The 21676-nt window shown below is 63.4% G+C and carries 18 protein-coding genes and 1 pseudogene; 4 read left to right on the top strand and 15 right to left on the bottom strand.

What is annotated here, in order from left to right:
* The 9 genes and pseudogenes from AAC640_RS16910 to AAC640_RS16870 form a co-directional block, all read right to left on the bottom strand.
* A pseudogene (locus tag AAC640_RS16910) lies at positions 1 to 113 on the bottom strand (UTP--glucose-1-phosphate uridylyltransferase); the annotation flags it as partial.
* 56 nt (positions 114 to 169) lie between these two features.
* A complete protein-coding gene (locus AAC640_RS16905) occupies positions 170 to 1120 on the bottom strand; it encodes a glycosyltransferase family 2 protein (RefSeq protein ID WP_340268401.1) in 951 nt (316 codons plus the stop codon).
* Positions 1117 to 2310: a glycosyltransferase family 4 protein gene (locus AAC640_RS16900; RefSeq protein WP_340268399.1), complete on the bottom strand. Its 1194-nt coding sequence runs from the start codon at positions 2308 to 2310 to the stop codon at positions 1117 to 1119. The genes AAC640_RS16905 and AAC640_RS16900 overlap by 4 nt, the downstream gene beginning before the upstream one ends.
* A complete protein-coding gene (locus tag AAC640_RS16895; protein ID WP_340268397.1) occupies positions 2307 to 3659 on the bottom strand; it encodes a lipopolysaccharide biosynthesis protein in 1353 nt (450 codons plus the stop codon). Before AAC640_RS16895 ends, AAC640_RS16900 begins: the two co-directional genes overlap by 4 nt.
* Positions 3656 to 4717 (bottom strand): CgeB family protein, encoded by a 1062-nt coding sequence (locus AAC640_RS16890; RefSeq protein WP_340268395.1) that lies wholly within the window; start codon positions 4715 to 4717, stop codon positions 3656 to 3658. The genes AAC640_RS16895 and AAC640_RS16890 overlap by 4 nt, the downstream gene beginning before the upstream one ends.
* Positions 4714 to 5295, bottom strand: coding sequence for a D-glycero-alpha-D-manno-heptose-1,7-bisphosphate 7-phosphatase (locus AAC640_RS16885; RefSeq protein ID WP_340268393.1), 582 nt, complete (start codon positions 5293 to 5295; stop codon positions 4714 to 4716). The genes AAC640_RS16890 and AAC640_RS16885 overlap by 4 nt, the downstream gene beginning before the upstream one ends.
* Complete coding sequence (locus tag AAC640_RS16880; protein ID WP_340268391.1) at positions 5288 to 6298, bottom strand: glycosyltransferase family 9 protein; 1011 nt, start codon at positions 6296 to 6298, stop codon at positions 5288 to 5290. Before AAC640_RS16880 ends, AAC640_RS16885 begins: the two co-directional genes overlap by 8 nt.
* Positions 6295 to 7785 (bottom strand): D-glycero-beta-D-manno-heptose-7-phosphate kinase, encoded by a 1491-nt coding sequence (rfaE1, locus tag AAC640_RS16875; protein ID WP_340268389.1) that lies wholly within the window; start codon positions 7783 to 7785, stop codon positions 6295 to 6297. The genes AAC640_RS16880 and rfaE1 overlap by 4 nt, the downstream gene beginning before the upstream one ends.
* 135 nt (positions 7786 to 7920) lie before the next feature.
* The gene (locus AAC640_RS16870; protein WP_340268387.1) at positions 7921 to 10218 is read right to left on the bottom strand and encodes a right-handed parallel beta-helix repeat-containing protein; all 2298 of its coding nucleotides are present in this window, start codon (positions 10216 to 10218) and stop codon (positions 7921 to 7923) included.
* 193 nt (positions 10219 to 10411) lie between these two features.
* On the opposite strand from AAC640_RS16870, the gene AAC640_RS16865 reads away from it, so the two are divergent.
* Positions 10412 to 10861: a hypothetical protein gene (locus AAC640_RS16865; protein ID WP_340268385.1), complete on the top strand. Its 450-nt coding sequence runs from the start codon at positions 10412 to 10414 to the stop codon at positions 10859 to 10861.
* Positions 10862 to 10942: 81 nt separating this feature from the next.
* On the opposite strand, the gene AAC640_RS16860 is transcribed toward AAC640_RS16865, so the two are convergent.
* The 6 genes from AAC640_RS16860 to AAC640_RS16835 all read right to left on the bottom strand — a co-directional run bounded on the left by AAC640_RS16860 (position 10943) and on the right by AAC640_RS16835 (position 17391).
* Positions 10943 to 13036: a GumC family protein gene (locus AAC640_RS16860; RefSeq protein ID WP_340268383.1), complete on the bottom strand. Its 2094-nt coding sequence runs from the start codon at positions 13034 to 13036 to the stop codon at positions 10943 to 10945.
* A 50-nt stretch (positions 13037 to 13086) separates the two neighbouring features.
* Positions 13087 to 13716: a polysaccharide biosynthesis/export family protein gene (locus AAC640_RS16855; RefSeq protein ID WP_340268381.1), complete on the bottom strand. Its 630-nt coding sequence runs from the start codon at positions 13714 to 13716 to the stop codon at positions 13087 to 13089.
* 138 nt (positions 13717 to 13854) lie between these two features.
* A complete protein-coding gene (locus AAC640_RS16850) occupies positions 13855 to 14040 on the bottom strand; it encodes a hypothetical protein (RefSeq protein ID WP_340268379.1) in 186 nt (61 codons plus the stop codon).
* 49 nt (positions 14041 to 14089) lie between these two features.
* Entirely contained in the window at positions 14090 to 15037 is a 948-nt protein-coding gene (gene fcl, locus AAC640_RS16845; RefSeq protein WP_340268377.1) for a GDP-L-fucose synthase, read from the bottom strand.
* Positions 15037 to 16101 (bottom strand): GDP-mannose 4,6-dehydratase, encoded by a 1065-nt coding sequence (gene gmd / locus AAC640_RS16840; protein ID WP_340268375.1) that lies wholly within the window; start codon positions 16099 to 16101, stop codon positions 15037 to 15039. The genes fcl and gmd overlap by 1 nt, the downstream gene beginning before the upstream one ends.
* Before the next feature lie 57 nt (positions 16102 to 16158).
* Positions 16159 to 17391 (bottom strand): glycosyltransferase, encoded by a 1233-nt coding sequence (locus tag AAC640_RS16835; protein WP_340268373.1) that lies wholly within the window; start codon positions 17389 to 17391, stop codon positions 16159 to 16161.
* Positions 17392 to 18081: 690 nt separating this feature from the next.
* Here AAC640_RS16835 and AAC640_RS16830 point away from each other — a divergent pair.
* From AAC640_RS16830 to AAC640_RS16820, 3 genes are all read left to right on the top strand, one after another.
* Complete coding sequence (locus AAC640_RS16830; RefSeq protein ID WP_340268371.1) at positions 18082 to 19353, top strand: WcaI family glycosyltransferase; 1272 nt, start codon at positions 18082 to 18084, stop codon at positions 19351 to 19353.
* Between the two features lie 65 nt (positions 19354 to 19418).
* Positions 19419 to 21023, top strand: coding sequence for a hypothetical protein (locus tag AAC640_RS16825; protein WP_340268369.1), 1605 nt, complete (start codon positions 19419 to 19421; stop codon positions 21021 to 21023).
* Positions 21016 to 21675 carry an LbetaH domain-containing protein gene (locus AAC640_RS16820; RefSeq protein ID WP_340268367.1) on the top strand — a complete coding sequence of 220 codons (660 nt, stop codon included), beginning with the start codon at positions 21016 to 21018 and terminating at the stop codon, positions 21673 to 21675. Before AAC640_RS16825 ends, AAC640_RS16820 begins: the two co-directional genes overlap by 8 nt.
* The last annotated feature ends 1 nt before the right edge of the window (position 21676 follow it).

The raw sequence follows: 21676 nt of genomic DNA, 5'->3' as shown, positions 1-21676 counted from the left end.
GGACGGTCGACGACCGGCAGCAATTCCTTGGGCACCGACTTGGTCGCCGGCAGGAACCGCGTCCCGAGACCCGCGACGGGGAAAACGGCTTTGCGAATGGGTTTGTAGGACATCATTGCCTCGCGTCGAATGGGGCGGAAGGTGACGACGCCAGGCCGCCACTGTCCCGCTAGAATTTCAGGCCCGTCAAATGCCGGAGCCGGTCCAGCCGGTCGGCATTGGTGTTGCAGTGTTCCAGTCCCTGCTCCAGCTCGACAACCTTGGCCGCGACCAGGAACCGATACCAATAGCCTTGCAGGAAATGATAGATCAGCCCCTCGCGGCCGTCGAGGAAGCCGACCTTGATGACGTAGCGGTAGAGGAAGAAGAGCGTCGGGCCGAGCGACAGGGGCATGCGATTATAGATGTTGGCCTTGATGAAACGCTTCGCGCGCGCCTGCACCGATCCGAGAGGCTGTTCCCGGTCCTGTGCGAAGAGGCCGTAGCGGGCATTCAGTATTTCGAGCGCCTCGCGCGTCGCATAGCCATTATGTTTCGCCGTGAAGAAGCTGAGATCGTGCAGGCATATGTCGGCAAAACCGCCCCTCGCCGTCACGGTGCGGCCGCCCCAGGTGACGATATGTTCGTCCATCCAGCGGTCCTCGACCCGGCCCTGGCCGTTGCGCCACAGACGCAGCAGGATGAGCGGATAGCGGCCGCCATGCCTGATCCACCGGCCCATGAAGATATGTTTGCGCTTGAAATTCACGGCGACCACATCCGCCGGCAAGCCGGGCAGATCGCGCAGCAGTTCTTCGGCGAGGTCAGGTTCGATCACCTCGTCAGCGTCGAGCCGCAATATCCATGTCGAGTGCACGTCGCCATGGTCGAGCGCCCATTGAAACTGCCTGGCCTGGTTGATGAAGCGGTTCTGGAGAACGCGCGCCCCCGCGTTCCGGGCAAGTTCGACCGTCCGGTCGGTGGAAAAGGAATCCACGACGAGAATGTCGGAGGCGATCGACCGGACGCTGGCGATCGCGCGCTCGATATGCCGTTCCTCGTTGAAGGTGAGGATGACCACCGTCAGCGTCGGCATGGCGGTGACGGCGTCCCGCGCGGAAAGTTGCGGGCTGGCGTTCATGCCGCCGCCTGATGCGCCAGGGAAGGCGCGCCATCAAGTTCGGCGAGCAGGTCGGCCCATTGTTCCCCATAGCGATCATAGCCGCCCAGGGATTCGATGCGCTGACGGGCGCGATGCCGCATCTCAAGCGCGGCGACGCGGTCCTGCGCCATGTCCTGCATCGCGTCGAGCAGCGCCGGCGTGGACCCGGCGGGCACGATGCGACCTTCCACCCCGTCGGTGAACAGGTTGCGCGCCCCGCTGTTGGCCGAGGCGATGACCGGGCAGCCGCAGGCCATGGCTTCGGCCATGACGAGGGCGAGCCCTTCTTCCAGGCTGGGCAGCACCATGACGTCGGCGCTGCTGTAATGACCGGCGAGCGCGGTGTTGGGAACGGCGCCCAGGAATTCGACGCAGTCCAGCGGTAGAGTGCGCAGCAGCGGCGCGACCTCCGGGTCGACGGCGCCGATGACCTTGAGCCGCTTGGCGGGATGCGGCAGGGCGGCGAAGGCCTGCAACAGATAGGCTATGCCCTTGCGGATCGTGACATTGCCGACGAACAGCACGGTGAAGGCATTGCGGTCTGGCTCGCCCGCTGGGGCGAAGCGGTCCAGCCGGCCGCCATAAGGGATGACGCGGAGCCGATCGGCGGGAACACCTGCGTCGATGAAGGTCTGGAAGCAGAATTGCGACGGAATCGTGATGCGATCCGCATTGGCATATTCCGCTTCCTCCTTCGCGACGACCCTGGGGTCGATCGGCTGATAGGGGATGTCCCAGCGCGCATATTCTTCCTGCAGGATCGCATCCTGGAAGCGGATATGAGTCGACCCGCGATCGCAGACATGCGCGCCGCCCAGTGCCTGCGCGCGGCGGCCGGCATGCAATCCGCCGCTGGAGAGGCCGACCAGGATGGTGGGCGCATCAAGGCTGGCGGCGACCCGGCGGTCGATCGCCTCGACCGCCTGCCAGTGCATGGAGCGCCGCAGCCAAGACGACGAGCCGATCACCGGCAGGCGCGGCGCGGCCTGAGCGGGGACATAGAACCAGGGGAAGCTGCGGATCCGGTCCGGCGATATGCCGCCTTCATCCTTCAGCTTGAAGCGCGGATAGCCGCTCCAGATCGCAGCCAGCCGGCCGCGCCGCTCCAGCTGGCGCGCAAGATGGAAATGATGGAAGCGCCCGAGGGCGACCTGCGTGACGGGCCTCATGCGCTGTGCGCCTCCCGGGCGGGAAGGGGCTGATGCGGCAAGGTGATCGCGTGCCGCAGCATCTGGCTGAGGACGAGGATCGCGCCATGCACCGCGAGCATGGCGGCAGCCGCGCCGTCCAGGCCGAAGTGGAGCGTCAGGACATAGCAGAGGCCGATGCCGACCAGCGCAATGAGCAAGGACAGATTGGCGAAGGAGACGTGCCGGTTGATCGAGGACAGCGGCGTCGCGATCGAACTCCACATCATTTCGGCCGCGACGGTGAGGATGACCAGCAGGAAGAAGGGATCGAGCGCCGCGACCTGGCCGTGGGTGTAGAGGCTCATAAGCGGCTGGCGCAGCAGATAGAGCGGCACGCCATAGGCCACGATCGCCGCCAGCCCGACCCGCTGATGATAGCGCAGCACCTTGTGCAGCGTTTCCCGATTGGCGCGTCCGAAGGCGATGCTATATTCGCCCTGCAGCGTGCCGTTGAGCAGATTGGTGATCGCCGTGCCCGTACGGGCGAGCGTGCGTGTCGTTGCGAATGTCACGACCGCGGCGGGGCCGATCAACAGGCCGATGATCATCAGCGGCGCCTGGATCAGCATCGATTGCGAAATCGGCATCAGCATGAAGGCAAGGGCAGGTTTCAGCAGGCGCTTGACTTCGGCGCGGCTGCTGCTGGCATGGCCGAGCGAAAGCCAGGGCGAGGCCTTGCGCAGCCAGAGGTAGAGGCCGATGCCGCAGGCCAGTTTGGTGGCGAGGGCGGCGGCGGCGGCGATGACGAGGTCGCCGCCCAACAGCGCCGAGCCGGCGACCGCCAGCCCTTCGGCCAGGCGGGACAGGGCGCCCCAGCTGGCCTCCATCGCCAGCCGGTTCTCGCAGCGCACGCCACCGCAGATCAGCAGGAAATATTGATAGGCAACGACATTGAGCAGCAGCAGGATCAACACCGCGCGAGCGTCGCTGTTGGCGTAGCCGCCAAGGTTCAGCGCGTGCGAGATGTCGACGCTGCAGATCAGCAGCACCGAAAGGCCGATGAGGCAGGGCATGACCAGGTTCAGCAGCGCGAACACGCTGTGGAATGTGCGAAGCGCTTCTTCCCGCCGTCCGCCGTTGACCTGCATCAGCATCTCGTTCTTGGCTATCAGGGTGAAGCCGAAGTCGCTGAAGGTGAGATAGGTCGGCACCGCGGACAGCAGCAGCCAGACGCCGTAATTCTGCTTGCCCCAGGCGTAGAGCAGCACCGGCACCAGGCCGATCTGCAGGATAATGGTCGTCGCCTGATTGAGGAATTGCGCCGACATGACGCGGGACAGGCGCCGGCCCGCCTGCGTCGAGAGCGCCTGGGCGATCCGGCGCCTCATGCGACGGACCGCGTGGACGGAGCGGCCTGCGCGTCGAGGGCAAGGTCCAGCATGGAACGCATCAGCGGTTCATTGAAATGATCGTTGCGCAGCGCGCGGGCGCGGCCGGCGTCAGCGATGCGGCGGCGGCGTCCAGGGTCCGCCAGCAACTGGCGGCAATGGTCGATACATTCCTGCGCGTCGGACCAGAAGAGCGCCTCGCGCCCTTCCTCATAGAGCCTGAGATGTTCGGTCGTGCGCTCACCGCAAAGCAGGCTTCCCAGCACCGGAATCTCCATTGAACGGGTCGTGTGCTGATCGCGATTGCCCTGGGAGAGCAGGGCGATGGAAATATCGGCCGCGGCGACGGCCGCGTCATAGGCCTGCGGCGAAAGCTCACCCAGGGTGATGAGGGGTTCGAGCGCGGCATATTCCGGAGCCTTGTTCCAGCGTGGACCAAAGATCTGGAGCGGCAAGCCCGCCCGCGCCAGCTTCAGCAGAAAGGGGCCGCGCTCCGGCATCCAGGTGCCGACGAAGGAGATGGACGAGCGATAGGGTCTTTTCGCCTCCTCCGACGGCAGCCGCGCGGGATCGCGCAGCGCATCGTCGGCGGCGAACCAGACCCGGTGCGCCTGGCGAGCGCCTGCAAGCTTTGCCTGCGCGACATTGCTTTCGCGCGGGACGAACAGGCAGTCATAATGCGGCACGGCGCCGAGGAACGCGCGCCAGCGGCTGCCGTCGCGCCGGACATAGGGATTGTCCGGATTGTAGTTCGCGACGACGGGCGCGAAGCGGCGGAGCATCTGCACCGTCTTGCCGTCGATCAGTTCGCCGCTGTCGACATAGGCGAGGTCGAATGTTTCGCCACCCGCGCAAGCCGCGATGTGGTTTCGGACCATGGCGCCAAAGCCGAAGCCGCCGGTCTTGAACGACCAGCTGCGCGCGAGACCGCCCAGCGGCAGCGCGGCAAAGGGGTCGACCTGCCTGACATGATGCCCGAGCCGGACGAGCGCGAGACGCCGCGCCCGGCAGGTTCCGCTGTCGGGACCGATATAGAGGATGGAGCGGGTGGCCGTCATCGCGCCGCCTGCAATTGGCTGGCCGAACCCGAGGACCCGGCCAGGATGTGCTTTGCCGCTTCGACCATCGTGGCGCAGATCGGCTTTCCCGTTGCCTTGGCCCAGTCGCTGTGGCGGGCGCCCTCTCCGGTCAGAAGCAGGATCGATGAGGCCCCGACCGAGTCGCCCAGTTGCAGGTCGGACCTTTTGTCGCCGATCATCCAGCAGCGGTGCAGGTCGAGCGAGAAATCCCGTGCCGCACGCAGGGCGAGGCCCGGCAATGGCTTGCGGCAGTCGCAATGGTCGGTAGGCGCGTGGGGGCAGATATACCAGGCCGCGACATCGATGTCGTGCGCGGCCAGTTGTTCGGCGATGGCGTGATTGACGTCGACCACATCGCAGAGCTCGAAATAGCCGCGGCCCACTCCCGACTGGTTGGAGAGGATGATGAGGGGCAGGCCGGCCGCCGACAGCAGCCGCAACCCTTCCACCACGCCTTGCTCCAGGCTGATGCCGGCGGGATCGCTGACATAGCCGGTGTCGACGTTGATCGTCCCGTCCCGGTCAAGCAGCACGGCTGCGCCCTTCATCTCATGCATGGACGCACCGTGACAGCGCGAGCGCGCGAGCGGCGACATGGTCGACGGCGATGTTGCGCACGCCGTCCATGTCCTGGATGGCTTCGCAATGGCGGCCGTAGGGATGCCATTTGCGCGGTGGATTATTGTTTCCGAACAGCCCGAGCGTCGGCGCGCCCGCGGTGGCGGCGAGGTGCATCGGACCGCTGTCATGGCCGATGAAAAGCGACGCCTGCGCCAGGACGGCGGCCGATTGGCGCGGGCTGAGCGGGCCGCACAGGTTCAGCCTTTCCCCCGGCCAGCGGCGCAGCAGCCGTTCGGTCGGCGCGAAATCCCCGGGGCCGCCGAGGCCCACAAGCGGCATTCCCGGCATGTCGCGGGCGAGGCGGGCGAGCAGCGCAAGCCAATTGTCGCGGCCCCAGTCATTGGCGGGCAGCTTGGTCCCGATGCTGATGGCGAGGAACGGTTTGCCCGCCAGCGGGGCCAGCGCCTCCTGCCCCTTCGCCAACTCGGCCGGGGTCAGGCGCAGGTCCCAATTGTCGCGATCGGCAAGATCAAGCGGGCCGAGATCGGCAATGGTGCGGGCCAGGCGATCAGCCTCCGGCTCGATCGCGACGCCGTCCTGTTCGGCGCGATTGTCATGCAGGTCGGGCGTGGTCGGCGCGCCGATGACCCTGCGGATGCCGGCATAGCGGAAGAATTTGAGGTCCCGCGCGACCGTGTCCGGCCCGCGGCCGGCGGCGAGATAGATCATCGTGCGCGCGCCGGTCGCGCGGATCTTCAGGAGCAGGCGGACAAGCTGGGTGCGCGAGCGTTCGCCCACATCATAGGCAATGCAGCGATGGATGAGGCCGCTGCCGCCGATCACCGCCTCCAGCGCGGGGGCGGCGCCCGAGACCGGATTGTTGGTCAGAACGATCCGGTCGCTGTCCGGGAAGGAGCGGGCGATCTGGTGGAAGCAGGGCAGTGCGACGAGCGTGTCGCCGAGGCTGCCGAGCCGATAGATGAGGACCGGCCCGCTCAAGACACGGGCGCTCCCGCAAGGCCGGCGTCGCCGTTGCGCAGCCCCGCCTGGACGATCGTCCGCGACGTGCTGCGATCGGGGAGCAGGTCGAAGGTCACGACCCGGCCGCCGCGCGCCTGCACGATGTCGGCGCCGACAATGTCCTCCACCTTGTAGTCCGCGCCCTTGATCAGCAGGTCGGGTTGCAGCGCCTTGATCGCTTCGAGCGGCGTATCCTGGCCGAAGATGATGACCTGGTCGACAAAGGCGAGCGCGGCCAGGATCTGTGCGCGGTCCATTTCCATGTTGAGGGGACGGGTGGGGCCCTTGAGCCGCCGCACCGACGCATCGCTGTTGAGGCCGACGACCAGCCGGTCGCATTGGCTGCGGGCGAATTCCAGCAGCTTCACATGGCCAAGATGCAATATGTCGAAACAGCCGTTGGTGAAGCCGACCGTCAGGCCGCGCGCCGCCCAATCTTCCCGCTGGACGCGGGCGGAACGAAGAGTGCGCACCTTGCCGCTGGGAATTTGCAGATGTTCTTCGGAAAGGCGGTTCAATTCTTCCTGCACTTCGGAGATCGAGACGGTGGCGGTGCCGCGCTTGCCCACGACCAGGCCCGCCGCCGCGTTGGCCATGCGCGCGGCCTCCTCCATCGTCATGCCGCCGCCCAGCGCGACGGCAAGCGCCGCGACCACGGTATCGCCCGCGCCCGAGACGTCGAAAACCTCGCGCGCGCTGGCCGAAATGTGGAGTGGCGGCTGATCCTTCCGGAACAGCGACATGCCCTGTTCCGATCGGGTGAGGAGGATGGCGTCGCACTGCGCCATGTCGAGCATCTTCAGGCCGGCGGCTTCGGCTTCGGCATCGTTCGTGATCATCATGCCGGTCGCCGCCCGCGCCTCGCTGATATTGGGCGTCAGGATCGTCGCGCCGGCGTAGCGGGCAAGGTCGCTCGACTTGGGATCGACGATGACGGCAACGCCGGCGAGGCGCGCCGCCGGGATGAGGCGCCGCAGCAAGCCGTCGGTGACCACACCCTTGGCATAGTCGGAGATGACCAGGATATTTCGCGATTGCAGCATTTCTACCGCACAGGCGTAGATGCGATCTTCCACGCTTTCCGACACGTTGCAGATGTCCTCATGGTCCGCGCGCAGCAACTGCTGGCCCTGCGCCACGAAGCGTGTCTTTTCAATGGTCGGGCGGGTCGATTCGGTTATTGGCACGAAGTGGATATGATCGACTTCCGACAAGGCACTGATCAGGTCAGATCCGACCTTGTCATTGCCTATGACGCCGATAAGACTGCATTCTCCACTCATCGCGGCGATATTGCGCGTGACGTTGGCGGCCCCACCCGGAACACTTTCCATATGATCGATGGAAAGGATAGGGACAGGACTTTCCGGGGATATCCGAGTAACGGCGCCATATATGAAGCGATCCAGCATGAGATCGCCGACGCAAATTGTTCGGACAAATGACAAATCCTTCGGCCGAATCATATCGCTGATGCTCCATTCATGCCGTTGATCCCGAATGTGCTTTAAATCCCATTTCTTCGCAAGTGCACAAATTACCTGATGCTATTCCAAAAACTGTCTCATAATTGTCCAGGGGCTTTCGCGAGCGCAGTAAATCTATTCAATCACCGTGTTCACGGCTTGCTCCGAGGAGGAGGTCGTCTTCCAATTGTCGAAAAGCTTGCCGCTTCCCAAAGTCCTTGCGCCACTGATGACGGTGCCGCCGCTGCCGGTCCCGACGCGGTATCCGACTTCGCAATCGGTGCAGCTGTTGCGCTGAAAGATCGTGCCGAGCACGCGCGGACCTGTCATCGGTTCGTAGCGCGTGTAATTTTCCACCCGCATCATGGCGAAATATCCCTCATTCCCGGCATATTCCTCCGAATTGAGCGTGAAGGGCGGGCTGTGCGCCAGAAGGCTGTTGTCGCGAAAGACGATCCCCAGCATCGCGATGCCGAAGGCGCGCGCGTCGGCATTCACGAAGACAGATGTCATATAGGACGGCCAGGACAGGGTGAGGTTCTTGACCTCATTATTCTGGATGTCGACATTGTAGATCGGATCGAACATGCCCGTGTCGAGATTCTGATAAGCGCGCAGATAGATGCCGCCGCTTTCCAGAAAATGATTGCCGCTGATCAGAACCTGGCGGATCGCGGCCTGATACAGCCATATGCCGCGCGGCATCTGGCTGAATATATTATCCTTGATCAAAGCCTTTTGCAGGCCCCAGACGAAAGCGGCATATTTGCTGCCGGCGTCAGGAATGCTGTCCCAGGGGCGGTCCACGGTCAACACCGCAGCGCTGACGTTGCGGACCGAGCGGGTCTGGCCCGCGCCCTTGCCCGCCACGATGGCGATCCCGTAATTGTCGGGCGGCTGCACGAATGGCCCCGGCGTCACCGCAAAACGGCTGTCCGTGAGGCTGCTTGGGCCAGCGCTTTCCACCGTCCCGATGCTTTCGGTCCGGCTCGACCCGCCGCCTTCGGTCAGGATCGCCTCGCCATCGTTACGGTTCCGGTTGGTGATGGGGCCATTCACCGTGTCGAAGACATTGCCGATGATCGCGATGCCCGAAGCGAAATCGATCGTCATCATGTGCAGAGCGCCAGCTTCGTCCTGCCGGCTGGCGTCGCGGCGAAACAGATTCTTGCCGACATAGCTGTTGCGCGCCCGTTCAAAGGCTGCCGCGCCCATGACGAGGCGGGTGACGTTGTTTTCGAAAATCAGACCGTTGGAGTCGCTGAACAGATAGGGAGACTGCTGGTTCATGCTGCCGGTCTGGTTGAAGGTGCAGCCCGTCACGAGGATATTGTTGTTGCCGTCGAAAAAGGCTTGCCGCTGCGTGCCGAAGTTCATCGTGACATTTTGCAGCAGCAGGAAGGCGCTCTTGTGCAGGATCGGCCCTTCGGACGCGCCGCCCGCGTTGGTCAGCGTCAGGTCGCGAATGGCGATCACCTGTTTCTGCTCGACCGAAAGCGGATAGTCGGCCTGGTACAGAAGCTGCGTCGCTCCCTGTCCCGCGCCCTGAAGGACAATATGGCTGGGCAGCGAGACGCTGCCGTCCAGCGTGCAGACGCCCGGACCGAGCGAAATCACACCACCCCCGCTTTGAGCGAGCGCGTCCGCCTGAACCTGTATCGTCCGGGACACGGGCCGCCCGCCGCTGCAATCGACCGGCGCGACCCGGCCGAGCAGGGGTGCAAAGACGGCGAGCCATCCTGCTCGCCCGCCGAAAATGGTCTGGCCCGCGCCAGCCACGATCTCCATCATCTGGTCGGCGGTGATGGGGGCCAGTCCCCCGCCATTATCGACCCGCACCGCTGCCCCCTGCTTCTGCGCCAGGTTCAGCGGCGCCTGGACGACAAGCATTTCCGGATCGCTGGCTGTCAGATCGACCGTGGCAGCCACGCCGTCGACGTCGACGCGGGGCGTGCGCGCCGCAAGCATGAGATTGCGGCCGAAGATGCGGAATGCCCCGCCCGGAGCGGTCGCGACACTGTCCAGATTATAGATGACGGGCGCGTTGAGCGGGACCGTCGCGCTCGACAAGGTGCCGTTGACGACGCGGACGGCCAGGGCAGCGCCTGCGTCGGCCGGGATCTCGGCGGCCAGCCAGTCGCCGACCTGGTTGACGATCCGCAGGCGCCTTTCAGCCACGGACCCCGATGGCTGCATCATCACGGCAGGGGCTGATCCGAAATTTTCCCCCTGAAGATAGATGATGTCGCCAGCCTGAGCCGATTGCGGCGCGTTGAAGATGATCGGCGCGGTGGAGGAGGATGGGCCGGCGCCCTGGCCCGCCGCCGGCCCGGCGCCGCTCGCACCGCCGACACTGTTGGAGGATGATCCGCCGCAGGCTGTCACCAGAATGACGCTCGCGCGCAACACTCCGCGCCAGATGCTGTCACGCATTCGGCGGTTCGCTAAGCGCCGCATCAAATGGCGAAAAAACTTCAACTTTCCTCCTGGTCGGCAGCGATCGTGAGCATCAGTTTAAGTATAGATTAGATATTATGAAATATAATTGTCTTTTACTATAAATATATCTTTATGTTTGTCGCCTTATGTGATTTATGTCTAACTAATGTAATAGAGGAGCCGTGCCATGAAGATGCGATATCCCATGACAGCAATGACGATTCTCTTTCTGGCCTCGTGCGGACATTCGGACGCCGAGCGTCAGTCGATCGCCGGTATTTGCGGGCCTTCGCCTTCCGCCGGTCTGGAGGAGCAGGACGGCAAGGTGGCCGCCGGGATGGACAAGGGCAAGTTGCAGGCCGCCGGGGACAATCTGGGCGAGGTCGTCGGCCAGATGTCCTGGCACCTGTGCAACGCGCGCGCCAACGGCTGGATCGACGATGCCTTCTACCGCAAGGAAAGCGTGGCGCTGCGCCAGGCGATCTTCACCAAGCTGGGCGTCAGCACCGCCGAAACCGCGAGCGCCCCCGCCGAGGAAGAGTCGGCTCCCGCGCTTGCGTCGAGTGAGGATGTCCGCAAACAGGCCTGCCTGAAGGCAGCGGGAAGCGACCCGGCGGCGGTCCAGGCCTGCCAGTGAGCGGGGGGAGCGGGCGCGCCCGAAGGGGCGCTGCCGCTCCGTCCCCGTATCGTGAAGGGTCCGAGGCATCACCGTCGCCGCTCAATAGCGATATTGCAGCAGTTCGCGGTCATATTTGGTAAGCACGGCGCCGCACAGGGTGGCGCCGTTCTCACCCAACCGCCGGATCGCGGCGCGGGCCTCCCGCGCCCGGGCGCCATTGGCCTCCACCACGAACACGGTTCCCTTGGCCGCTGAGGCGAGGGCGATCGCATCGGCGAGAAGCAGCACAGGCGCGCTGTCGATGATCACCAGGTCATAATTTTGCTCGGCCGCGGCGATGATCGAGGCGAGTACCGGCTGGGCCAGCAATTCGGCGGGGTTGCGCGTGGGCTGTCCGCCGGTGAGGACGTCAAGCCGGTCCGCCACGCCATAGCGGACCGCGTCGGTCAAGGTCGTATCCCCGGACAAAACGCCCGCCAGCCCCTTGTCATTGGGCAGGGAGAGGGAGCGGTGAATTGTAGGCCGCCGCAGATCGGCGTCGATGAAAAGGACGCGCCGGCCACTGCGAGCGAAATTCAGCGCCACGGCATAAGCGCAGGTCGACTTGCCTTCCGAGGACCGGCTGCTGGTGAACAGCAGCGATCGCGGCACGCCGCCGGGCGACGTGCGTTCGACCGCGAGTCGCAAGGACCAGAAGGCCTCCGACAGCGAGGATCCTTCGATCACTTCCGTCATGGACAGGCGGGAGGGGCGCGACGGAATGGTCGCAAGCAGCGGCAGATCAAGCGCGCTCGCCACATCCTCTGGTGAACGGATGATGTCGTCGAGGCGCGAGCGGATGCCGACCAGCACCAGCGCCAGCGCCAAACCCGACGCCAGGCTGGACAGCAGCGTCAGGGTCACGCGAGGCGTGAAGGGGCGGTTGGGGACCTCCGCCCGATCCACGATCGAGATATTGTTGGCGGTCACGCCCGCCGCCGCGCTGACTTCCTTGAAGCGTTGCAGCAGCCCGTCATACATCAGGCGATTGGTATCGACCTCGCGCCGCAGGATATTGTAGCCGATGCTCTTGTTCTGTTCCTCGACGGTCTGGGTCTTGAGCGCTTCGAGCTGGGCGGCAAGCGCACGTTCCTGGTTGACCGCGATCTCATAATTGTTGCGTAATCCGCTCCGGATGGTCTGGGCGATTTTCTGCACCTCGTTGTTCAGAGAGGTCAGTTCGGTCGCCCGGTCACGCATGCCGGGATAGTCGGCCCGAAACTTTTCCCTGTCGCGGCTATAGTCCGCCGCGCTCAGCGCGCGCTTTTCCACAAGCTGCTGCACCGCCGGATTGGTCATGACTTCGGGCATGTCGAGCGCCGGGGTGGATTGCGCCTGACGCCAGCGCCGCTCCGCCTCGATCCGGTCGACCCTCGCGCGTCCCAACGCGGCATTGATGTCCATGAGGTTGGAGGAGGTCAGCATGCGCACGCCATCTTCCGCGCCCTTGCCGCCGCTGGCGTCGATCAGGCGGTTTCGGCGGGCATAATCGACGACCGCCACTTCGGACGCCTCAAGACGTTTCTTGGCCTTGCCGAGTTCATTTTCAAGGAAAGTGCGCGCGTAGCTGGTTTCGCCGAAGCGCCGGCCGAGATTATACTGGATGAATTCTTCGGCATAGGCATTGGCCGCGTCGGCCACGAAGCGCGGATCGCGATCGGTGATGGTGATCTGCGCCACGCGCGAATCGCGCGGCAGGGTGAGGCTCATCGAGGATTGCAGCCGGGTGATCGCGGCTTCTTCGCGCTGCTGCGGGGGGAGGATGCGACCGTCTGGCCCGGACTGGATACGCGAGGCGAGGTTGAGCTTCTTGACGACCAGCTCGGCCATCGCGCGACTGTTGAGCAGGCTCAGCTGGGTCTGGAGAAAGCGCTCCGCCTCCTGCGATCCGCTCGCCTGCTTGGCGTCGTCGCTGTTGAGGACCTTGGCGGACTGCTCCTCTATCTGCACGGTCGCCGTCGCGCGGTAGAGCCGTTCGGCGCGCAAAAGGATGACAAGGCCGATCAGCACGGCGATCCCGACCACGCCGGCGATGAGATAGAGGTTGCGCCGGAGCAGGTTGCCGATCGCGGCGAAGTCTATGTCGATGCCTTCGCTGCCGCCGTCGTCGCGGCGGGGGCGCGGGGCCAGTGGGGTTGGCGCGATGGTTGCCATAAGCCTGTTCCTTGTCGCCCCGGTCGGAGCTTGCCAAAATATCGATCCGGTCAGTTGTTCAGCTGCGCGAAGATGCCGAGCAGCGGCGCCGCCAGCAGCGCGTCGCGCCATGCCGCCTCAAGATGATTGATCCCAACCACCACCTTGTCGCCGCCCAGCAGCGGCGGGTCGGCCATTTCCCCGCGCCTGATCTTGCGCATGTCGAACAGCGCGGCCGATTGCTGCCCACCGATGGTCCGCAGGATCGTGACCTGCTTTTGGTCCGCGATCCGGGTAAAGCCCTTCGCGAGGGCGACGGCGTCCATCAAACTGGTCGGGCCGACCAGTTTGAACTTGCCCGGTTCGGTCACCGATCCCAGCACGGTCACCGTATTGAGCGCCGAATCCTTGACGAAGATCGTGACCCGGGGATTGACGAGGTAGCGGCGCAGGCCGTCCGCAACTTCCGCAGACAGCGCGTAGGGTGACTTGCCCTGCGCGTCGATCGTGCCGAGCAGCGGATAGGAAAAATGCCCCGCCGGATCGACGCGAATGCCCTGCAAGCTCAGTTGCGGAACGTCATAGACCTGGATGTCGATGAGGTCGCCGGCGCCGATCACCGTTTCCCCCGGCGTGGCATCGGGCAGGGACGCCATTGTCGTCGCCGTCATTGTCGGCGCGGCGTGCGCGCTGTGGGTCATCAGCAGGGCTGCTGTCGCTGCCAACAGCGATGTTGCGTTCAGAGCGCGCGCGCCGGAGCGGCGTCCATGTCCCGGTCGATGTCGCTGCATGGCTTCAACACCCTTATTGATGGCGGTCTGGCGGTGCACGGCTCTGGCCTATCCGTGACGGTCGAGAGCGCTGATGACGACGAGATACCGGCCGAATTTGTACAAACGGGAATATTTGATCATATAATGATCGGGGACCGCCCGTACCCATGACGCGCTGATAGCGAAGTCATAGCGGCCGATGTGGACGCCCCATATGCCCCGTTCGACGATATTGGAGAGGCGCGCGATCATCTGCCATTCTCCTGTTCGGAACCATAATCTTGTGACTGGCGCAGGATAATCATGCCGCGATCCCGGCTATATTTTCGAGATACCATTTATAGGTCTGCTCGATGCCTTCACGCAGTCCGATCCGGGGCTGCCAGCCCATGGCGTTGAGGCGGGCCGACGACATGAGCTTGCGCGGCGTGCCATCCGGCCGGGACACGTCATAGGCGATCGTCCCGGCAAAGCCTGTCACCCCGCCGATCAGGGAGGCCAGCTCGCTTATCGCGACGTCCGATCCGAAGCCGATATTGACGAACTGGTCGCCCGAATAGGATTTGAGCAGGAACAGGCAGGCGTCGGCGCAATCGTCGACGTGGAGAAATTCGCGGCGCGGCGTGCCCGTGCCCCAAAGGGTGACGCTGTCCGCGCCCAGCCGCCGAGCGTCGTCGAACTTGCGGATCAGCGCAGGCAGGACATGGCTGGATTCAAGGTCGAAATTGTCGTGAGGACCGTAAAGATTGGTCGGCATACCCGAGATGAAATCAACGCCATGCTGCTTGCGATAAGCCTGGCACAGCTTGATCCCGGCGATCTTGGCGATCGCATACCATTCGTTCGTCGGCTCAAGCGGGCCGGTGAGCAGCGCCTCTTCCTCGATCGGCTGCGGCGCGAATTTGGGAAAGATGCAGGATGAGCCGAGAAACAGCAGCTTGGACACGCCCGCGCGGACGCTGCCTTCTATGACATTGGTTTCGATCACCAGATTGTCATAGAGAAAATCGGCCGGAAAGCTGGAGTTGGCGAGAATGCCCCCGACCTTCGCCGCCGCCACGATGACCGCGTCGGGCCTGCGGTCCTGAAGCCAGGCGCGGGTCGCCGCCTGATCCTTGAGGTCCAGTTCATCCCGGCCGGCGGTCAGTATCTCGCAATCCTCGTTCGCCAGACGGCGCACGATCGCGCTGCCGACCATGCCGCGATGGCCCGCAACCCAGACGCGCTTGTTCTGCAATGTGAAGGTCATCAGGCGTCCTTTTGGATCTTCTCGTACTGCATGACCTTCAAGTCCTCGCGCATCATGTCGGCCACCAGTTCGCGGACCGTCACTTCATGATGCCAGCCGAGCTTCGTCTGCGCCTTGGTCGGGTCGCCGATCAACAGATCGACTTCGGTCGGGCGGAAATAGCGCGGGTCGACTTCGACCAGGCATTTGCCGGTACGGGCACAGAGCCCCTTTTCCTCGACGCCCTTGCCGGTCCACTGGATATCGACCCCCACCTCCGAAAAGGCCATCGACACAAAGTCCCGGACCGTCGTCGTTTCGCCGGTCGCGAGCACATAGTCGTCGGGCTCGTCCTGCTGCACGATCATCCACATGCCACGCACATATTCGCGTGCATGGCCCCAGTCGCGCTTGGCGTCGAGATTGCCGAGATAGAGTTTTGACTGGCGCCCGAGCGAGATCGCGGCGGCCGCGCGGGTGATCTTGCGGGTGACGAAGGTTTCCCCGCGCAGGGGGCTTTCATGGTTGAACAGAATGCCGTTCGAGGCATGCATGCCATAGGCTTCGCGATAGTTCACGATGATCCAATAGGCGTAGAGCTTTGCCACCGCATAGGGCGAACGCGGGTAGAAGGGCGTCGTCTCGCGCTGCGGCACTTCCTGCACCAGGCCGTAGAGCTCCGATGTCGAAGCCTGGTAGAAGCGCGTCGACTTTTCCATTTTCAGGATGCGGATCGCTTCCAGGAAGCGCAGCGTCCCAAGGCCATCGGCATTGCCGGTATATTCGGGCGCGTCGAAACTCACCTGCACATGGCTTTGGGCGGCGAGATTGTAGATTTCGTCCGGCTGGCAATGTTCGACCAGGCGGATGAGGTTCGATCCGTCGGTCAGGTCGCCATAGTGAAGGAAGAAGTTGCGGTCGGGTTCGTGCGGGTCCTGGTAGATGTCCTCGATACGGCCGGTGTTGAACGAGGATGACCGACGTTTTATGCCGTGGACATGATATCCCTTGTCGAGGAGGAAGCGCGCAAGATACGCGCCGTCCTGACCGGTTATGCCCGATATGAGAGCGGTCTTTCTAGCCATGGTGTAACCTCAAAATCACATAAGGAAGGCTAAGTTTCTTCGCCCGTTCGGGCGTTATTATGCGACCACTTCCATTCTGATTTTATCGGCAACGATCGGATTCTCTCGAATCGTTTCGAACATTATACGCTCAAGATCTTTAACTGCGCTATCCAAGTTGTAGCGGCGCAGAAATGTTTTCCGCGCGGCATCTTTCATCATCCCCCGCTGGTCCTGGTTCAACGCGGTCCATCGCTGCAACAGCGAGAGCACGCCTTCCACCGTATCGGTCTCAACGAATCCGGCTCCGTGATCCGCCACTTCGCGCCAGATATTGACCTTGTCGCTGATGAGGACAGGGCGCGCGCATGCGAGCGCTTCGGCAACGACGATGCCGAAATTTTCCTGATGGGAGGGCAGGATGAACGCGTCGCAGCGGAGATAGGCGCCCCATTTGGCATCACCCTTGAGCATGCCGGGCCAATGGATGCGGCTTTCGACGCCTTCCTCTCGCGCCAGCTGTTCCATCCGGCCGCGCAGCCCGTTGCTGTCCGGGCCGGCGATGACAAGGTCGAAGCCGGTTTCCGGATGGGATCGCAGCCAAGCGGCATAGCCGCGGATGAGCAGGTCGACGCCCTTTTTCTCATGAATACGGCTGAGGAACAGGAGGAAGGGGCGATCGCCAAGGTCGGGGACGTGACCAGCGAAAGCGGTCAGCTGCGTGGCGGCGGGGAGCGGGGCATCGGCCGTGCCGAAGGCGACGACCTGTTCGCGCGCGGCATAGGGCCAGTAGCTCTTTCGCGCGAGTCGCCTTTCTTCCTCACAGGTGAAGAGCACGCGATCGGCGTGGCGAATCAGTACGCGCTCATTCACCAGCCACAAAAACCGCTTGATGAAGGATTTCAGAGGGTTGGCGCGCTTGAAATACGGGTCGAGCATGCCGTGGGTGAAGAGGATATAGGGTGTGCCGGCGCGCGGCAGGCTGAGGCGTGCGGCCAGCGTGGCGACGTTCCACAGCCCCGACACCACGACCACGTCATAGTCCGCCCGGCGCCGGCGTAGCCAGGCGACCGCGCGCGGCAGATCCAGGATGACGCTCGCGGCCTTGCCAAGCCAACCGGAACGCGGGCGACGGGCGAAGGCGAAAACATGCGCGCCCAGCTCGTCCTCGCGGATCGAGGAGGGGTGATCGAACGTGAACAGGTCCTGACGGTGATCGCGCAGGGCAAGCGCACGGCCGGTGCGGACCGCATGTTCGATCGGCCCCCCGTCCTTCAAATCAGCAGATGCGATAACATGAAGAATGTGCACTCGGCGGTGCCTTCCATGCTGAATTGCTGCTCAATTTTGCGCTAGCGCAGCTACCTATGCTGCAACGCAGCGATAGCACCCTTCCTACGGGGTGGTAAAGTCCTGCTGATGTCAAGGGAACGAATCCCGTCATCCAAAAGCCTAACGTTGGATATATTAGTCTTTATTTTCATCATTCTAGATTGTTGCCTTGCCATCGATTCCGGGTAAAGGCCTTGCTGTGCGAGAGTGAGATTCCGTTCAGAGTTTGATGAAGTGGAGATCAGGATAGGTCCACTGAAGGATGCGATTCGCGTCAGAAAACAGTCTATATCCAATGTTAAATTAGCCGTTGACTTGTGCTTGCGAATCAAAGAAGATTTGGGGGTCGAAAAGATCCAGAAAAATGCCGACGATGGCAGCTGGACGGTCGCCAATATCAATAAAGACCATAATTTACGGCACATGAGGACATGGTGAGACGTGGGCAAACGCGCCCATGCTGCCATGCAACATATAGTCGGCCTTATTCTGGGTGCGGCGCGGCATTAAGTCGTCGCGTAGCCTGGTCATATGGTTGTACCGGTTATCGTCGTGCTGAATTTGACAAGATGACAATATTGGGTCGCTCCGATTGAACAGAACACACGCTTTGGCGTGAATGATATAGGTTCAGGTGAGGATTAGCGCCGCTCAATATTGGATTTCGCCATGAAAGTGCTGATCGTCGGGCTCAACTATGCGCCGGAACCTATTGGTATAGGTCCCTATACGCATGACATGGCAACATTCCTGGCTGAGGCCGGGGCACATGTTTCCGTGGTCTCTGCCACGCCTTATTATCCTCACTGGCGGGTGGCGCAGGGATACAGCCGCCATTTCTACCGTCATGCGGTGGAGGAGGGCGTGACCGTCACGCGCTGCCCGATCTATGTTCCGGAAAATCCTACCGGCCTCAGGCGGATCTTCCATCATCTGAGCTTCATGTTGAGCGCGGTCCTGCCCGTTCTTCTGAACATCCTGTTCCAGCGGCCCGACGTGGTCATAGCGATCGCCCCCTCGCTCATGTCGGCGCCGCTGGTACGCCTCGCGGGCTGGCTGTCCGGGGCGCGGACCTGGATACATGTGCAGGATTTCGAGGTGGAAGCCGCCTTCGCGACAGGTCTTGTCGCGCAGGACGGCCGCGCCGCGCGGATCGCGCTCGCCTTTCAACGATGGGCCTTCCGCGGCTTTGATCGCTACAGCAGCATTTCGCCGCAGATGTGCGCCAAACTCGCCAGGCTGCTGCCGTCCACCGCGCAGGTGCTGGAGGTACGCAACTGGGCCGATATGAGCCTGGTTGAAAACCAGTCGAACGACGCGGCGTATCGCACCGCATGGGCGCTCGATGGCAAGCAGGTCGCGCTCTATTCCGGCAATGTCAGCCGCAAGCAGGGCATCGGCATCGTTGTCGACGCCGCGCGCAAGCTGAGGCAACGCGACGATATCCGCTTCGTCATCTGCGGCGACGGGCCTGAGATGATTCACCTCGCCGAGGCCACGCGCGATCTGCCCAACGTCCTGCTGAAGGGGTTGCAACCGCGCGAGCAGCTGGGGCCCCTGTTGTCGCTGGCTTCGGTGCATCTGCTGCCGCAGATCGAGGACGCCGCCGATCTGGTGCTGCCGTCCAAGCTCACCAACATGCTCGCGTCCGGCCGCCCGGTGATCGCCACGGCCAGGGCGGAGACAGGCCTGGCGTGGGAGATCGAAGGCTGTGGCCTCGCAACCGTGCCGGGCGATGCCGACGCCTTTTCCGCCGCGGTCGAGACCGTGCTGGATTCGCCGGCCATGCGTTCCGGCATGGGTGACGTGGCGCGGCAGCGGGCGCGGGAACGCTGGTCCAAGATTGCCATCATGAGCGCGGTTCAGGCGGAGCTGTCGGCCTTGTGCATACGCGACAAGCCCAAGCCGGCGGACGCGATCACCGACGCCGCGATCAACTGAGGGAGCGGGACGAGAGACGTGATCCGACCCGCACCACCTTTCCCCCTTCATGAAGGGGCATCGAGATGAGGCCGATCGACATATCGAGATTCGGCCTGCGGATGCTGCTGATCTGTTCGGTCGGCGCGGCGATGCTGGTGCTGGCGCAGGTCATCATCGAACCGTCCGTCGTGAACATTTATTGTTCGATTCTCTGCGCTGTGGCTGCCGTGGCCACCACCATCCATTGCCTCCGGCCCAGGACGGTGAACCGCTTTCCCATTTCCAGCATGGCGGTCATGGGCTTCGCGGTCACGACCTATGCGCTGCCCCTTGTGGCGCAGACGATGAGCTGGCGACCATTAATCTACAATTTGCTGGTGCCGCGCGAAGTCTTTGAAGCGACCATCGCGTTTCAGGCCGTGATTCTGGCCGCGCATATCGTCTACACGAACACGCCCGCCTTGCAGGCGCCGTCGCGGTGGCTCGCCCGGCGGGTGCTGAAGCCGATCTGGATTTTCCGCGTGCCAAGGCCGGTCGAACTGTGGGCGCTGGGGCTTCTGGGCATCGGCGCGACCTGGGTTTCGCGCATCCTGTTCGGCGATGCGGTGGAGTTCGGCAATGTCGGCGGCAAGTTCCTCCAGGCGCTGGTCCCCTTCATCGTCGCCCCCTTCTTCATACCGTTGCGCCGCTACTTCTTCGATCGCGACATCGCCGATCCGCCCGCGACCGTCGCGATGCTGACGGGATATTTCGCGCTGGTGCTGGTGACGGCCCTGTTCTTCAACGCGCGAGTCATATTCGCGGTCTGCATCTTTACCATGCTGCTGTCGATATTGATGATGGCGGCGATGGGCCGGGTTCATTTTTCACGGCGGGCCAAGATCATGATCGTGATCGGCGCGCTGCTCGCCCTGCCGGCCGCCAGCGTGGCGCAGGATCTGGCGACCGCGATGCAGGTAGGGCGCCTGCTGCGCGGCCAGGCGACGCCGGCCGAGATCGCGATGGAGACGGTCCGGGCCTTTGGCGACAAGGCGCGGCTCGAGGCCATGCGCCGCGACGAAGCCAGCATGACGATGGAATCCGGCTTCAGCGGGTTTTCGGAAATCTATCTGCAAAGCGAGTTCTTCCAGCGGCTGACCTATACCAAATATACCGACCTCACGATGGCGGCGTCGCTGCGCCTGTCCGATTTTCAGCAGGCGCAGATCAGGCGCGACGCCTATGAAGGGATCGTCAGCATCTTGCCGACGCCGGTCATCAACGCGTTTGGACTGTCTGTAAACAAGGCCGACCGCGGCTTTTCGACGGGCGACGTCTATGCGAACCTGGCCTTCAACCAGGATCTGGGCGGGTACAGGACGGGATCGTCCATCACCAATACGATCGATGTCCTGAGTGTCTTTTGGCCGCTGGTCGTGTTCGTGATCTGCATAGTGATATTCATAGAGTTCGACAGCTATTCGCTGATGCATGAGGGCCGACTATTGATATCCGCGATCTCCTTCATGCTTCTCTACGAAATTGTTGCGCGCGGGCTGGTCTATGAATCCTTCCGCAGCCTCGTTGATAGCGCAAGCCGCGCCTATGTTCAGGCTATCGTCGTCTACACCATCTTGACACTCGGCATCCGTCTGGCGCTCGCGCCTCTGGCGGGGCTGCAAGGGCAAAGGAATCTGGCTCATGGCTAAGGTCTTGCGCGAAAGCATGACGCCGCTCGACGCGCCCGATCGTTCCAGGATTCTGCGCGCGCGCGACACGACGCCGCTCAAGGGCGGACCGAGCTTCTCGCTCGCGCACCGTCTGGAACGGCTCGCCTGGCTGATATGCTGGACGCTTCTGGCGCGCTGGACGCCGCCCATGTTGAGCCACTGGCGCATCCGGTTGCTGAAGCTCTTTGGCGCCGAGGTCGGGGAGGGCGCGGCGATCGCGGCGAGCGCGGTGGTCTGGTATCCCCGCAATCTGCGGCTTGGCGCCGATGCGACCATCGGGCCGGGCGCCAATTGCTACAGCATGGCCATGATCAGCATCGGGCCGCGCACCATCATATCCCAGCGGGCGCATCTGTGCGCAGGGTCCCATGATGTGGCGGACCCCGACTTTCAACTGATCGCCCGGCCGATTACCATTGGCGCGGACGTGTGGATCGCGGCCGAGGCCTTTGTGGGGCCTGGCGTGCAGGTGGGCGACGGGGCGGTGCTCGGCGCGCGCGCCTGCGCCTTTTCCGCGCTGAAACCCTGGACGATTTACCGAGGCAATCCGGCGGCTATCGTCCGGTCCCGGGTGTGGCGGAGGCGCGGCGAGGACCTGAGCGCCGTCATGATCCCTCTCAGAAAGAACTAGC

The sequence above is a fragment of the Sphingobium mellinum genome (assembly GCF_037860795.1).
Taxonomy (GTDB): Bacteria; Pseudomonadota; Alphaproteobacteria; order Sphingomonadales; family Sphingomonadaceae; genus Sphingobium; species Sphingobium mellinum.
Note: the sequence above shows the minus strand (reverse complement) of the source record. Positions and strands in the feature narration are given on the sequence as shown.